This is a genomic window from Chryseobacterium sp. DZ-32 (genome assembly GCF_059587025.1).
In genome coordinates this window covers 325,422-339,039 of record NZ_JCAIOM010000002.1, presented here as the reverse complement: position 1 = coordinate 339,039, position 13,618 = coordinate 325,422, and the positions used below count along the sequence as shown (strand labels likewise).

The 13,618-nt window shown below is 36.3% G+C and carries 16 protein-coding genes; 10 read left to right on the top strand and 6 right to left on the bottom strand.

Translation table 11 applies throughout. The features are described from left to right. Nucleotides 1–10: 10 nt before the first annotated feature. The gene (locus AC59HC_RS03615) at nucleotides 11–535 is read right to left on the bottom strand and encodes a type VI secretion system transmembrane protein TssO (protein ID WP_110011660.1); all 525 of its coding nucleotides are present in this window, start codon (nucleotides 533–535) and stop codon (nucleotides 11–13) included. 11 nt (nucleotides 536–546) lie between these two features. Then, nucleotides 547–1,083 (bottom strand): type VI secretion system TssO, encoded by a 537-nt coding sequence (gene tssO, locus AC59HC_RS03610; protein ID WP_395972643.1) that lies wholly within the window; start codon nucleotides 1,081–1,083, stop codon nucleotides 547–549. 179 nt (nucleotides 1,084–1,262) lie between these two features. Between tssO and AC59HC_RS03605 the strand changes: the two genes are divergently transcribed. The 8 genes from AC59HC_RS03605 to AC59HC_RS03570 all read left to right on the top strand — a co-directional run bounded on the left by AC59HC_RS03605 (nucleotide 1,263) and on the right by AC59HC_RS03570 (nucleotide 8,507). Next, nucleotides 1,263–1,934, top strand: a complete 672-nt coding sequence (locus tag AC59HC_RS03605; protein WP_047429454.1) for a response regulator transcription factor — start codon at nucleotides 1,263–1,265, stop codon at nucleotides 1,932–1,934. Between the two features lie 319 nt (nucleotides 1,935–2,253). After that, the gene (locus AC59HC_RS03600; RefSeq protein WP_002984212.1) at nucleotides 2,254–2,544 is read left to right on the top strand and encodes an HU family DNA-binding protein; all 291 of its coding nucleotides are present in this window, start codon (nucleotides 2,254–2,256) and stop codon (nucleotides 2,542–2,544) included. A gap of 368 nt (nucleotides 2,545–2,912) precedes the next feature. Next, nucleotides 2,913–4,472 carry an Rne/Rng family ribonuclease gene (locus AC59HC_RS03595; RefSeq protein WP_110011658.1) on the top strand — a complete coding sequence of 520 codons (1,560 nt, stop codon included), beginning with the start codon at nucleotides 2,913–2,915 and terminating at the stop codon, nucleotides 4,470–4,472. A 200-nt stretch (nucleotides 4,473–4,672) separates the two neighbouring features. Further along, on the top strand, nucleotides 4,673–5,140 hold the full coding sequence (locus tag AC59HC_RS03590; RefSeq protein ID WP_411414269.1) for an OsmC family protein: 468 nt from the start codon (nucleotides 4,673–4,675) through the stop codon (nucleotides 5,138–5,140). 105 nt (nucleotides 5,141–5,245) lie between these two features. Further along, nucleotides 5,246–5,875, top strand: a complete 630-nt coding sequence (locus AC59HC_RS03585; RefSeq protein WP_110011656.1) for an NUDIX hydrolase — start codon at nucleotides 5,246–5,248, stop codon at nucleotides 5,873–5,875. Between the two features lie 27 nt (nucleotides 5,876–5,902). Beyond that, nucleotides 5,903–6,709 carry a lysophospholipid acyltransferase family protein gene (locus AC59HC_RS03580; protein ID WP_062675350.1) on the top strand — a complete coding sequence of 269 codons (807 nt, stop codon included), beginning with the start codon at nucleotides 5,903–5,905 and terminating at the stop codon, nucleotides 6,707–6,709. 16 nt (nucleotides 6,710–6,725) lie between these two features. After that, nucleotides 6,726–7,163 carry a hypothetical protein gene (locus AC59HC_RS03575; RefSeq protein WP_496558012.1) on the top strand — a complete coding sequence of 146 codons (438 nt, stop codon included), beginning with the start codon at nucleotides 6,726–6,728 and terminating at the stop codon, nucleotides 7,161–7,163. Between the two features lie 6 nt (nucleotides 7,164–7,169). Beyond that, nucleotides 7,170–8,507 (top strand): UDP-N-acetylmuramate--L-alanine ligase, encoded by a 1,338-nt coding sequence (locus AC59HC_RS03570; RefSeq protein WP_343641527.1) that lies wholly within the window; start codon nucleotides 7,170–7,172, stop codon nucleotides 8,505–8,507. A gap of 46 nt (nucleotides 8,508–8,553) precedes the next feature. On the opposite strand, the gene AC59HC_RS03565 is transcribed toward AC59HC_RS03570, so the two are convergent. From AC59HC_RS03565 to AC59HC_RS03555, 3 genes are all read right to left on the bottom strand, one after another. Beyond that, the gene (locus tag AC59HC_RS03565) at nucleotides 8,554–9,168 is read right to left on the bottom strand and encodes a hypothetical protein (protein ID WP_202843230.1); all 615 of its coding nucleotides are present in this window, start codon (nucleotides 9,166–9,168) and stop codon (nucleotides 8,554–8,556) included. A 74-nt stretch (nucleotides 9,169–9,242) separates the two neighbouring features. Continuing rightward, nucleotides 9,243–10,301 (bottom strand): NAD(P)H-dependent flavin oxidoreductase, encoded by a 1,059-nt coding sequence (locus AC59HC_RS03560; RefSeq protein ID WP_202843232.1) that lies wholly within the window; start codon nucleotides 10,299–10,301, stop codon nucleotides 9,243–9,245. A 169-nt stretch (nucleotides 10,302–10,470) separates the two neighbouring features. Further along, on the bottom strand, nucleotides 10,471–11,346 hold the full coding sequence (locus tag AC59HC_RS03555) for an aldo/keto reductase (RefSeq protein ID WP_202843234.1): 876 nt from the start codon (nucleotides 11,344–11,346) through the stop codon (nucleotides 10,471–10,473). A gap of 471 nt (nucleotides 11,347–11,817) precedes the next feature. Between AC59HC_RS03555 and AC59HC_RS03550 the strand changes: the two genes are divergently transcribed. Both AC59HC_RS03550 and AC59HC_RS03545 read left to right on the top strand, forming a co-directional pair. After that, a complete protein-coding gene (locus AC59HC_RS03550; RefSeq protein ID WP_202843236.1) occupies nucleotides 11,818–12,252 on the top strand; it encodes a GNAT family N-acetyltransferase in 435 nt (144 codons plus the stop codon). Further along, nucleotides 12,252–12,719 (top strand): GNAT family N-acetyltransferase, encoded by a 468-nt coding sequence (locus AC59HC_RS03545; RefSeq protein ID WP_202843238.1) that lies wholly within the window; start codon nucleotides 12,252–12,254, stop codon nucleotides 12,717–12,719. The genes AC59HC_RS03550 and AC59HC_RS03545 overlap by 1 nt, the downstream gene beginning before the upstream one ends. Here the strand turns inward: AC59HC_RS03545 and AC59HC_RS03540 are convergent. Beyond that, nucleotides 12,696–13,592, bottom strand: coding sequence for a LysR family transcriptional regulator (locus AC59HC_RS03540; protein ID WP_202843240.1), 897 nt, complete (start codon nucleotides 13,590–13,592; stop codon nucleotides 12,696–12,698). The genes AC59HC_RS03545 and AC59HC_RS03540 overlap by 24 nt on opposite strands. Nucleotides 13,593–13,618 lie beyond the last annotated feature (26 nt).

Below are 13,618 nucleotides of genomic sequence, written 5' to 3'. Positions count from 1 at the left end.
ATTTATTTGCTTACTGCATTCTTGCTTTCAGATCCTGCTCGCGCTGATAAAGCTTATTCTGCTTATCTTTAAATCCGATTCTGCATTCATCCACCTGTTTCTGGAAAATTTTAATGTCTTCAGAAGTTGTTGAAATGACTTTTTTGTCATCAAAATACATTTTATAGAATTTCGCGATCTGCGGATAGGCATCTTTACGGATATCCACAACATCGGTACTGTTGAAATAGCTGTTAAGGTCGTTAACACCCAGCTGGATATTGTTTTCGATAAAAGGCTGGGGTCCGTCATCAGTAAGCTTGGTGATCATGGTGTAGGTACTGTCCATGATGGGAAGAACAACTTTCTGGTGTTGTTCAAATTCGGCTTTCTGCTCAAGATTCTGAATGCCTCTTACATCTTCATCAGAAAAAGGGGATTCAAATCCTTTCAGAAAGATCACTCCCAAAAATAACATGGCAGTCACCAGCATCAGTATTAAATAAAAAAACTGATAATGCCTTTCTTTCTTCGATAATGTGATTTGTCCTTGCATATCTTTTCTTTTTATCTTCTTCTTCTACTTCCTGTGAAATTTCTCGTAGGGTCTTTCCGAAGTTCGTTGTTGGTTACTTTAATCTTGCCCATGCATTCATCAAGATCCCGTAAAACGGTTTTTTTCTGATACTCTACTTCGATGATCTTTGCTTTTAAAGTCATCATCGGTACAATCTGCTTCATCAGTACGGCATAATGTTTAAAGCTCTGCACACTGTCTTTACCCATAATATTTTTGGCATCTCTTACATTATCCATAATACTGGTTCTCAGAAATACCTCATTCTCCACCTTATTGATGCTAAGCTGGTTCATTTTGTCGTAAATATCATCAATGTGATCCTTAAGCACGTCGCTTCGAAGCATCAGTTCTTTATACGCTTCAGCTTCACGGCTAATTCCTTCCCGCTGTATATCATAACTCTTAAAAAAGAGAAATAAGCAAGCAAAAGATACAACCGACAAAACGACAAATGACAGAATAAACTTCCAAATGCCCGTTCTGACGTCAGATTTGTTTAATTTTTTTTCCCTGTTAGAAGACATAATTTGCGATTTGTTTGGCCTGTGAAAATATAAAAAAAAAAATTTATGCACAATACGTAATTTCCCCAACCCTGTTTCGTGAAAACCCTGATTAAATTAATATTAATTTTCACTTTGATAAGTTTTTCATAAATTAGACCTCTGAATTTTAAATATCATTCGCCAAATCGATATTAAGAATGAGTAAAATATTATCTAATACCGTACGTTTTTCCATTGCTGACAGTGATTTTTATTTTAAAAAAATAATGATCAAAACACTTATGGAAAATCCTTTCTATATGCTTCTGAATGATTGTAACAATGGGCATGAGCTGGTAAACAGAATCTACAGAAGACAGGAAGATGTGTTCATTATTGAACTCTTCATGCCGGTATTAAGTGGAATTGAAGCTATTAAGTACATCAGAAAAAACAATACTGAAACCCCTATTATTACGTATTCCGGCACTTATCAGGAAGATATGGCGGAAATCCTTTCGAAGATTCCCAATATCTATTACTGTCAGAAAAAAAGCACCATTATAAAGGATATTATTAAAGGAAGTATTGCCTCTGACGACTTCGACTATCAGGCTTATTCCAAAGAATGGGAACAGCAGCCGCTAGCCGTACAGGAATATATGGACAGGCAGAAAAAAGGACAGGAAGAGCTTTCCCCATCTGAAATACAGCTCATGAGGTTCTGCTATGAAGGATTCAGCAATAAAGAAATTGCAGAAAAACTCAATCTCAGTACCAGAACAATTGATACTTATATCAACAGACTTACAGAAAAGCTGGGATTGAAAACCAAACTTCATCTTATCCGCTTCTGCGTAGAAAACGGATATTATAATTCCAGTTTATAAAAAAATCTGATTTCAATTGAAAAATCCAATTTCGGGCGGATGGTCAAGGGCAGATAACGGATCTCAAAAATAGTATGCTAAAGACCATAAAATGCTGCCAGACCTGTTATAACCAGCATTTATTAAATTTTGTTCATCAATTTTTTGTACCTTTATCCGGTTACATTATTTTATTGTTAAATTATCACCATCCTGCCTTAATATAGTGTATACATAAAAAGTCCAACTCTTTGAATAAAAATATTTTGCCACTAATTTGCTAGTATTCAATTTTTTTAACTAAATTTGCACACCTAAAATTTAAAATTAAAATAAGGAAATGACAAAGGCAGAATTGGTAAACACCATCTCAAATAAGTTGGGAACAGAAAAGAATGAAACACAGAAAGTTGTAGAAGCTTTTATGCAGGAGATCAGAACTTCTATGTATAATGGGGATAACGTTTATCTAAGAGGTTTTGGATCTTTTATCATTAAAACAAGAGCTGCTAAAACAGGAAGAAATATTTCTAAAAACACTGCAATTGAGATTCCTGCTCATAACATTCCTGCTTTCAAACCTTCAAAATCTTTTGTTGAGAAAGTAAAAACTAAAGTTGCAGTAAAATAAGAACATTAACTGAATATTAACTAGTTACTAAAAAATTAAAATTATGCCAAGCGGAAAGAAAAGAAAAAGACACAAGGTTGCGACTCACAAAAGAAAGAAAAGAAGAAGAGCAAACAGACATAAGAAAAAATAATCTCTTTTTCTCGAGATTTACAATATAATAATATAGTTGGTGGATTTAAATTTTTAAAGTTCACTAACTATATTTTTGTTTGCAACTATAAGATTCCGCGGAAAACGGAGGGTTTCAAATATTATTTTAATAAAAATATAATGGTTTCCATTCAAAATCCTTATATTTAATAGATGAATTAATCGATAAAAAACATCCACTTCCTATAATCTTAACAATTTTATCTTATTAAAAAATGAAGAAAGAACTAATAGTTTCGCATGAAGATGATCTTACAAAGATTGCGCTGCTGGAAGACGGAAGACTATGTGAACTTCATGAGCAAGAAGACAAAAGCGATTTTATAGTTGGAGATCTGTTTATAGGAAAAGTAAAAAAACTTGCCCCAAACCTGAATGCAGCATTCGTCAATATCGGATATGACAAAGATGCATTTCTGCATTACCAGGATCTGGGACCTCAGTATCTTACGTACAGAAAGTTTTTAAAAGATACTATTTCTAAAAAACAAAGCACTTCGAGCTTAAAAAATTTCGAGATACAACCCGAAATAGACAAAAACGGAACGGTAGACAAAGTAATTGCCAAGGACGATCTTGTTCTGTTACAAATTACCAAAGAACCTATTTCTACCAAAGGTCCAAGAATTTCTACCCAGATTTCATTAACAGGACGTTTCCTTGTTTTAATTCCTTTTGACAATAAAGTTTCTATTTCCAAAAAAATCAGAAGCTCTGAGGAAAAAGAAAGACTGAGAACCCTTATCGACAGCATTAAGCCTGAAGGATTCGGAGTGATCATAAGAACGGTGGCAGAAGGAAAAAAAGTAGCCGACCTGCATAATGACATGAACCAGCTGGTTCAGAAATGGGAAAGTACTTTCAAAAACATCCAGAGAAATAAAGTTCCGTCTAAAGTTTTAAGCGAAGAAGACAAAGCTTCAGCTATTTTAAGAGACAATTTTAATCAGGACTTCGTCAATATCATTTGCGATGATGAGCAAATGGTGAACGAAATGAAAAATTACATTGAAGTAATTGCCCCTGAAAAGAAAAATATTGTCCAGTTTTATGATTCCCATATTCCACTTCTGGAATATTACAATGTTGAAAAACAGCTTAAACAGAGCTTCGGAAAACACGTCAACATTCCGAGTTCCAAAGGAGCCTATCTTGTTATTGAGCACACAGAAGCACTTCACGTAGTGGACGTCAACTCCGGAAACAATATTACAACCGGAGCAGCTGTCAACAAAGAGCATGCACTGAAAGTGAACAAAATGGCTGCTACAGAAATCGCAAGACAACTTCGCCTCCGCGATATGGGAGGGATCATCGTTATCGATTTCATAGATATGCCGAATTCTGATCACAGAAGAGATCTTTACGAGCATCTTAAAGAGGAAATGAAGCGCGACAAAGCACGCCACAAAATCCTTCCTCCAAGTAAATTTGGTCTGATCCAGATCACCAGACAGAGAAACCGTCCGGAAAAACAGATCGACACCAAAGAAGAAAACCCGAACAAAGACGGAGAAATTGTAGCTCCTATTGTTATCGTAGAAAGAATGGGTGAAACCTTAAGAAATATCCTGCAGAAAGAAAAAGGAAAAATCTACCTGCACGTACACCCATTTGTGGAAGCCTACCTTACAAAAGGCATTAAAAGTATCCAGATGAAATGGTTTATCAAATACAAAAAGTGGGTAACCATTGTTCCAAGGGATTCTTTTAAATATTTAGAATACAAAATCTACAATGCCAAAAAAGAAGAATTGATAGAATTCTCTAATTAAAAAATTTAAAACCTTCAGTTTTCTGGAGGTTTTTTTATTACCTTTCTTGCTATAAGTTTCGGCTAAAGCCAATAGATGTTTTTTGTTTATGTAGGCGGGCTAAAGCCCACCCCTATTGAATTTTAACAGCAAGATCTTTTATCTTTTATCTTTTATCTTTTATCTTTTATCTTTTATCTTTTATCTTTTATCTTTAAAATATGAAAAACCACCATTACAAAATGACCATCCAGTGGACGGGAAACCAGGGAACAGGAACCAGCGGTTACAGAGATTACGGGAGAAGCCATACTATTTCAGCAGAGAATAAAGTTGTAATTGAAGGATCATCTGATCCGGCATTCCGTGGCGACCGGACGAAATATAATCCTGAAGAAATGTTTTTATCTTCACTTTCTTCCTGTCACATGCTTTGGTACCTTCATTTCTGTTCTGAAGCAGGCATTATTGTTACAGATTACACTGACGAAGCAACGGGCATCATGGCAGAGACAGCCGGTGGCAGCGGCCACTTCACAGAAGTAACTTTACATCCTAAGGTAACTGTTGCAGCAGAATCCATGAAAGAAAAAGCAGAACAACTTCATCATAAAGCCAGCGAATATTGTTTCATTGCCAATTCCGTCAATTTTCCGGTACAACATCTCCCTGTTATTTCAGTTAAATAATTACCCTGTAAGATTAAGGGGGTTAAAGCTTTAAATCCTGATATTTCACAGGTTAATTAATGTTAAGGCATTTATTTCTTCGAGATATATTGCTAAATTTGAGCTATGGAAAATTTTGGAAAAGATTTATTGAGAAAAATAAAAAGCGTGGAACTTCCAGGTGAGCACGCCCATGGAGTATTTTCACCTCCCTACCGCCCCGTTTTTACGTATGATGAAGTATTGTCAAAGAATCCCAAATTTGCGGCGGTTAATATTGTTTTATATCTGAAAGACAACGAGTGGTATTTTCCATTGATCCAAAGGACAATTAATGAACACGACAGACACAGCGGACAGATATCTCTGCCCGGAGGAAAGCGTGAGGAAATGGACAGGGATTTTGCTGAAACGGCAGTTCGGGAAACCTCCGAAGAAATTGGAATAGATAAACATTATGTAAGAATCATCAGGGAAATGTCTCCGATTTATATTCCACCAAGCAATTTTTATGTCTATCCCTATATTTCTTATACAATAAAGAATCCTGCTTTCGTTCTTCAACAGACGGAAGCTGTGGAAACCATAGAATTTCCGATCACTTCCTTTTTAAACCTGTCGGACACCCCGGAAATCATGGCTTTGCCAAGTGCAGGCGGACATGAAGTGCCCGTGATTAATTTCAACGGATACATTATCTGGGGAGCTACAGCGATGATATTAAGTGAATTCAGTCAGTTGCTGAAAAAAATGTAACTTTGCACTACCGTGTTTAATTGAGAGATGGCGAAGAAAAATATTTTCACCGATGCATTCGGAACTCCTTATTTTTTGAAAAGGTTTATTATTTTTATTTTAGGAATTGTATCTTACAGAAGATTCAATGGCTTTAATAAGTTAAAAATAACCGGTACAGAACACCTTGTGGATCTTCCGGACTCTAACGTACTGTTTGTATCCAACCATCAGACCTATTTTGCAGATGTGGCGGCCATGTACCATGCCTTCTGTGCTGTGAACAACGGATATCTCAATACAATAAAAAACCCGATCTATCTTTTGAATCCGAAGATCGATTTTTACTATGTAGCAGCAGAGGAAACCATGAACAAAGGTATTCTTCCTAAAATTTTCAAAATTGCAGGAGCTGTAACGGTAAAAAGAACATGGAGATCTGAAGGGAAAAATGTCAACAGAATGGTAGACATGAGCGAGGTAGATAATATTATGAAAGCATTGGACAATGGCTGGGTAGCTACTTTCCCTCAAGGAACTACATCGGCTTTTGCACAGGGACGAAGAGGAACTGCCAAACTGGTAAAAAATCAGCGTCCTATTGTAATTCCAATCAAAATAAACGGATTCAGAAGAGCTTTTGATAAAAAAGGACTCCGCGTAAAGGTAACCGGTGTAAAACCTACGATGGAATTCAAAGCTCCTCTGGATATTGATTATGATAATGAAAAAGCACCGGAAATTTTATTGAAAATTATGACTGCCATTGAGCAGACAGAAGATTTCAATCTATTACACAGTTATGATGAAGAACTTAAAGCTAAAAAATTAGAACAAAAGGACTCAAATAATTAAAGTAAATAGAAAAATTATGAAAAAAATACTTGGAATATTATTCGCAATCATAGTATTAGTTTCATGCAACAGCCAGAAAGTATATTCGGATTTTGATATCAGTTATTCGAAAAGCGGAGGCTTTGCTCCTGTATATGAAAATCTTCTGATCAAAGGGAATAATGTACACTACTCTTTTGAAGGCCAGGGAAAAAAATATAAACAGGATTTTAAAATTTCAGATGAAGATTTAAAGAAACTGGATCAGGTTCTTTCTCAGAATAATTTCAGAAGAATACAGGAAGACCGTAAAAAATTGTACGACAATATTTCAACGTCCATCAATGTCAAGAAAGGTCCCAATGAGGGCAATAAATCGGATGCCAGTATGATCATTCCGAATTATCAGACCAACTGGAACAATATTCTTGAAGCTTTCCAGCAGATCATTAATATTAATGTTAAAAAACAGTAAATACAATTGAAAACCCACTTCATTGCCATTGGCGGAAGCGCCATGCATAATCTCGCCATCGCATTAAAAGACAAAGGATATCAGGTTACAGGTTCTGATGATGCTATTTTTGAGCCTTCAAAAACCCGTTTGGAAAAGAAAGGAATTCTGCCTCAGGAAATGGGCTGGTTCCCGGAAAAGATTACTCCGGATATTGATGCTGTTATTCTCGGGATGCATGCCCACCAGGATAATCCTGAGCTGGCAAGAGCAAAAGAACTGGGCCTGAAAATATATTCTTATCCTGAATTCCTGTACGAACAGTCTAAAAACAAGACAAGAGTTGTTATTGCAGGATCACATGGTAAAACAACCATTACGTCAATGATTCTCCACGTTTTGAATTTCCATCAGAAAGATGTGGACTTCATGGTAGGTGCGCAGCTTGAAGGTTTCGACTGTATGGTAAAACTGACTCAGGATAATGATTTCATGGTACTGGAAGGTGATGAATACCTTTCCTCTCCTATTGATCTACGTTCTAAGTTTTTACTGTATCAGCCGAATATTGCTTTAATGAGCGGCATTGCATGGGATCACATCAATGTATTCAAAACATTTGATGATTATATTGATCAGTTCAGAAAGTTTGTGGCAAGCATTACGGCAGGCGGAGTTCTTGTGTATAATGAAGAAGATCCGGAAGTAGTGAAAGTAGTGGAAAATGCAGAAAATTATTTCAGAAAAATCCCTTACAAAACTCCTGAATACGAAATCAATAATGGTAAAGTATATTTAAAAACTGAAATGGGAGATGTTCCGCTTTCTGTTTTTGGAGCACACAACCTGCTGAACCTTGAAGGTGCAAGACATATCTGCCAGCAATTGGGTATTATGGATGAGGATTTCTATGAGGCAATCATGAGTTTCAAAGGAGCTTCCAAGCGTCTGGAAAAAGTGGAAAGAGAAGATAAGGGAATCCTTTACAAAGATTTTGCCCATGCACCAAGTAAGGTAAAGGCTGCGGTAAAAGCCTTTGCAGAGCAATTTAAAAATAATAAGAAATACGGATTCCTGGAGCTTCATACCTATTCCAGTCTGAATCCGGCTTTCCTTGAGCAATATGATCATGCAATGGACGGTCTGGAGGAAGCTGTAGTTTTCTATTCTGAAGATGCCTTGAAGATCAAGAGAATGGAACCTATCTCTCCTGAATTTATCAAAGAAAAATTCAAGAATGAAAAGCTAAAGGTTTTCACGAATGCTGAAGATCTACACGCCTACTGGAATACATTGGATAAAACAGATGGTGTTTATCTCATGATGAGTTCCGGAAATTTTGGTGGATTAGACTTAACAAAATAAATAAAAAGCTTCAGAAATTCAATCTGAAGCTTTTTTATTACGTATACTAATTATCATTCAATTTTTTGTTATTGGTCAGTTCGATACTTTTTATGGAACCTATCGGAGCTATTTTTATCGTTTTATTTCCTTTAGCAAGATAAATATAATACATACTGTTGGATCCTATCAGATGTACCTGATCAAAGCTTTCATCTCCATAGTTTAATTTATAGTCATATTTAAGCTTATTCTCCTTGATCTTCCTGGTGAGCCCAAGACCTTCCCCCCATCCTATTCCTACAAAGAAAGACAATAACATCATGGCAAGAAATCTCACAAACATATTGGTAAAATGATTCTCAATAGCTTCTTTACTCATGTTTTCATGTTCTTTAAGAGATGCCATTTGTAATGCCCAACGTTTATTTTTATTAGCTTGTTTCGATAAAAAAGAGGGAAAAGCAAATGAAAATACAACAACCCCAATCAGGGCAATCAATATAATAGGATGAGCTGTTAAAGTAGCAATCGGACTTATCAGAATGTCCATGATTGTTGAATACTTGAGAATATTGATATTGATCTGATAGTAGAATACACTTTCTTTTAGTATTCCCATTATGACGAGAAAAAGATATCCGAATGGAAGTGATCTCTGAATTCCTTCTGAATATTTCATGGATATATTGGCTGGTTTTAGTTTTTATATTTCACGAAAATAGAAAATTACCAGCAAATGGAAAACATATGGATCTACATTTCACATTCTTTGATCAGTTTCTTTAAAATTTCCTCTGTAGACTGTTCGCTGTACTGGTGAATAGACTGTCCCACCCAGATTCCTGCAAACTCTGGATTTTGCAGAGCTTTAGCTGCTTTTCGTAAGGCATTGGTCAGTTTGTTCTGATAAGGATATGGTAAAATATATTCTGAATTTTCAACCGTTTCTATAAATTTGTTTTTCACTCCTCTTGCATACCGCCCGGAAAAGCTCTTCGTGAGAACAATTTCTTCTTCTCTTACCCTTTTCAATCTTTCTTTTTCAAAAGGCAATAAAGCGCTTTCCTGAGAAGCCAGCAAAAGATTACCCACCTGAAAACCCTGGGCACCTAAGTCTTTAACGGCTTGTAATGTTTTTGCTCCATAAATTCCTCCCGCATAGATCAAAGGAACATTTACCTGATCGTAGATCTGTGACAATAAAGATAATCCTCCGATCTGAGGAATATTTTCAGATTCAAAACTACCTCTGTGGCCACCAGCTTCTATTCCCTGCACACAAATAATATCAATACCGGATTTTTCAAGCAACAAAGCTTCCTTCACAGAAGTACAGGTACCAATAAGAGTCACTCCGTTTTCATGTAATTTCTGAATACTTTTATCATCAAGATTTCCGAATGTAAAGCTTACAATTTTACATCCTTCTTCAATAATGGCATCAACCTGTTCATGATAGCTGTTGACACTGATTTCTTCGATGTCGGGAAGATTTACTTCTATATTATTTTCTCTGGCCAGCTCTTCAATAAACTGCTTGGTTTTGCTATATTTTTCTTTTAAATCGTCCGTCACTTCAGGAATGTGATGGACAAATATATTGGCAGCAAACGGCTTATCAGTCAGTTCTTTTGTTTCCCTGATCAATTCCACAGAATGATCTGCCGAAAGATCAGCCAGTGCCAGTGATCCCAGACAGCCTGCTTTTGCAGCGGCAACAGCCATTTGTACAGTACTTACCCCAAACATCGGAGCCTGAATGAGAGGATATTGTATTCCTAGTTTTTTACTGATTGTATCGGGCCAGAACATAAAAAATTATTTTAATTAAAAGGTACAAAAAATAAGAGCACCTCATTTTCAACAGGATATGATATTCCTCACCCTGAATGAAAATACAATTCCCACAGATCACACGAATGTCACAGATCGTAATCTGAACTAGTGAAAACTGCGGGAATATTTTGATTCTTTATTTTTATTAAATATCTGCTACAGAATTTAGCATTTTTTGTTCCCATTCAGGATCTTTAGGATCAAAGAACAATCTTTTTCCAGTATCTAAAGAACGGACAACATTCATTTCATCTTCTGTCAGCTCAAAATCAAATACGTTAAAGTTTTCTTCAATTCTTGATGGTGTCACAGATTTTGGAATCACAACGAAACCTTCCTGAAGGTGCCATCTCAAGATTACCTGAGCTACGGTTTTACCATATTTTTCGGCAATAGCTTTCAGTTCAGGATTGCTTAAAAGATTAGCGTTACCATTTCCCAGCGGGCTCCATGGCTGTGTTATGATATTATTTTCTCTGTCATACACCTGCAGTTCTTTCTGCTGAAATACAGGATGCAGCTCAATCTGATTGATAACCGGTAAAACAGTTGAATTTGCTTTTAATTCTTCAAGTTTTTCGACGGTAAAATTACATACTCCAATTGCTTTGATCTTCCCCTCCTGATAAAGCTCTTCCAAAGCTTTCCATGTTCCCAGAAAATCTCCATACGGCCAGTGGATAAGATACATATCAAGATAATCCATCTGTAATCTGTCCAATGTTCTCTGAAAAGCGCTTTTCGCCTTTTCGTATCCATGATCCTGAACCCATACTTTGGAGGTGATAAACAGTTCGTCTCTGTTTACACCACTATTTTTTACGGCTGTACCTACTGCAGTTTCATTCTGATAAATAGCAGCGGTATCGATCATTCTATATCCTGTCTGAATAGCTTTGATTACTGCATTTTCACATTCTTTCAGATCTTCCATCTGCCATACTCCAAATCCTAAGGCCGGAATATCCACACCGTTATTTAATGTTACCACAGGTTGTCCTGTATAGGTTTTCTTTTGCATAAATCTTTATTTTAATGATTAATATAAAGTGATAAACAAATTTGCAATAAAAAATTGAAAATTCTGCCTACCATTTTTACTGTTTTTCTTCTAAGAAAGGTATTTTATTAGCCCCAGAATAGGTTAGAAAATGTAAAGGTGTAAAGTTGTTTATTTTGATTAATCAATTTTATCGAAGATAAAATCTTTGCGTCTTATCTATTACGTCTTTAGAAAGATTTCTTGCGTCTTTGCGTTAACCAAAACATTATATACCGAATTTTTAACTACCCCGTCTTTTTGCTTTGCAAAAATCCACCCCTTCAGAGAAGGGGAATAAAGTGGTCGATAAAACCAATCGTGCACACTTCTAACTTCCATCACCCAGCTTCCAGCCTCTAGCCTCTAGCCTCTAGCCTCTAGCCTCAAAATTCACCCTTCTCCTGGCATCTCACCTCTATTTTCCCTATTTTTGCTCAAAATTTAAAAATCATGTCACAACATATCAGATTGGCTACAGCAGAGGATTATCCGAGAATTATGGAAATATGGGAATCAGCAGTAAAAGCAACACACGATTTTCTTGCTGAGGAAGATTTCAATTATTTTAAAGAAGTCATTCCAAGAGACTATCTTCCTAATCTGGAAGTGTATTTAATTACTGAAGATCATGAAACTAAAGGATTTGCTTCCGTAGCAGAAGGCAACCTGGAAATGCTTTTCATCCACAACGATACACGTGGAAAAGGCTATGGTAAAACACTTTATCAGTTTATGAAAGAAAAAACCGGACTGACCAAAGTAGATGTCAATGAACAAAACCCTCAGGCTATCGGTTTTTATGAAAAAATGGGTTTCAAAAAAGTCGGAAGATCTGAAAAAGATGGTTCAGGAAAAGATTATCCACTTATTCATATGAGTCTGTAATGGAAGATTTCACTTTTCATCAATTAAATTCCGATTCGGAAATTCCCTATCATCTCCTGTTATTGGCGGATGAAACCAAGGAAGCGATTAATCAATATATTTTCAATTCCGATATTTATCTTTTGCATAACGGTACTGAAAACATTGCAGTGATGGCATTGTACAGAAAAAGTGATACTGAACTGGAAATTAAAAATGTTGCCGTCATTGAAAGCTACCGTAGCAAAGGAATCGGAAGTATCCTGATGAACAAGGCTAAAGAAATTGCCAAAGAAAACCACTATAAAATACTGACTGTCGGAACCTCGGATACGGGATTCCAACAGATCAGATTTTATGAGAAAAACGGATTCATCAGAAGTGGAATTCTGAAAGACTTTTTTATTAAAAATTATCCTGATCCAATCTATGAAAACGGTTTACAGATGCGCGATATGGTTGTCTTAAGCCATCACCTGGCGGAATAAACCTTTAATGTGTTCTATTTCAGCCTGGTAATTGGTTTTCTTACGACATCCGAAATACAGTGTGTTTTCCAGTTTCTTTTTTCCTTCCCAGATCAGCTGTACTTCACCGCTTTCGATATCATTCCTGCAAAGAAAATCAGGTACAACAGCTAATCCTGTTCCTCCCTTCAGACAGCGGATAATTGAATTCAGGTTGGGAACGATATAATTGGGGCGGAAATTCGGTTTATGACCAAAATTTAAGGTCCAGAACTGGAAAAGGTGTTCCATATCTCCGGTGGTTCCATACCATTTTTCATTCTTCAGCCACTCTTCAATCTGCTCTGCATCTTTTGTTTTCAGCACTTTATTGAAAGCTGCTTTATCTACATCTTTCCCTCCGACCAGAATAATTTGTTCCGAAGAGAAGGCTTCATGCTCGATATTGGGTGAAGACCCTTTTTTAGGAGTAATGATAAGATCGAGAATTCCTTTATCCAATTGATCCAGCATTTCAGGATATTCTCCAAAACTGATGATCAGATTAAAAGGTAATGAAGAAACATATTGCTCCAGAGTAGTCTGAAAAGTCTCAAAACACATCCCTACACTGATGGTAGGTGTATGTTTCTCTGTAGATTTCTGAAAATTCTTTTCTACATCTTCCAGCTTAGTGAGCGGTTCAGCAACTGCATTAAACAATACTTTACCACGCTCTGTCGGAATCATTTTTCTACCGGTCCTGTCAAACAGCTTGTAACCCACATAAGCTTCCAGTGAACTTAAGTGGAGGCTTACTCCCGGCTGTGATATGAATAAAGCATCAGCAGCACCCGTCAATGTCCCGGTTTTATAGATCGCCTTAAAAGTACGATACCATTCTAAATTAACCATGACTTAATTATTAATATTATAATGCA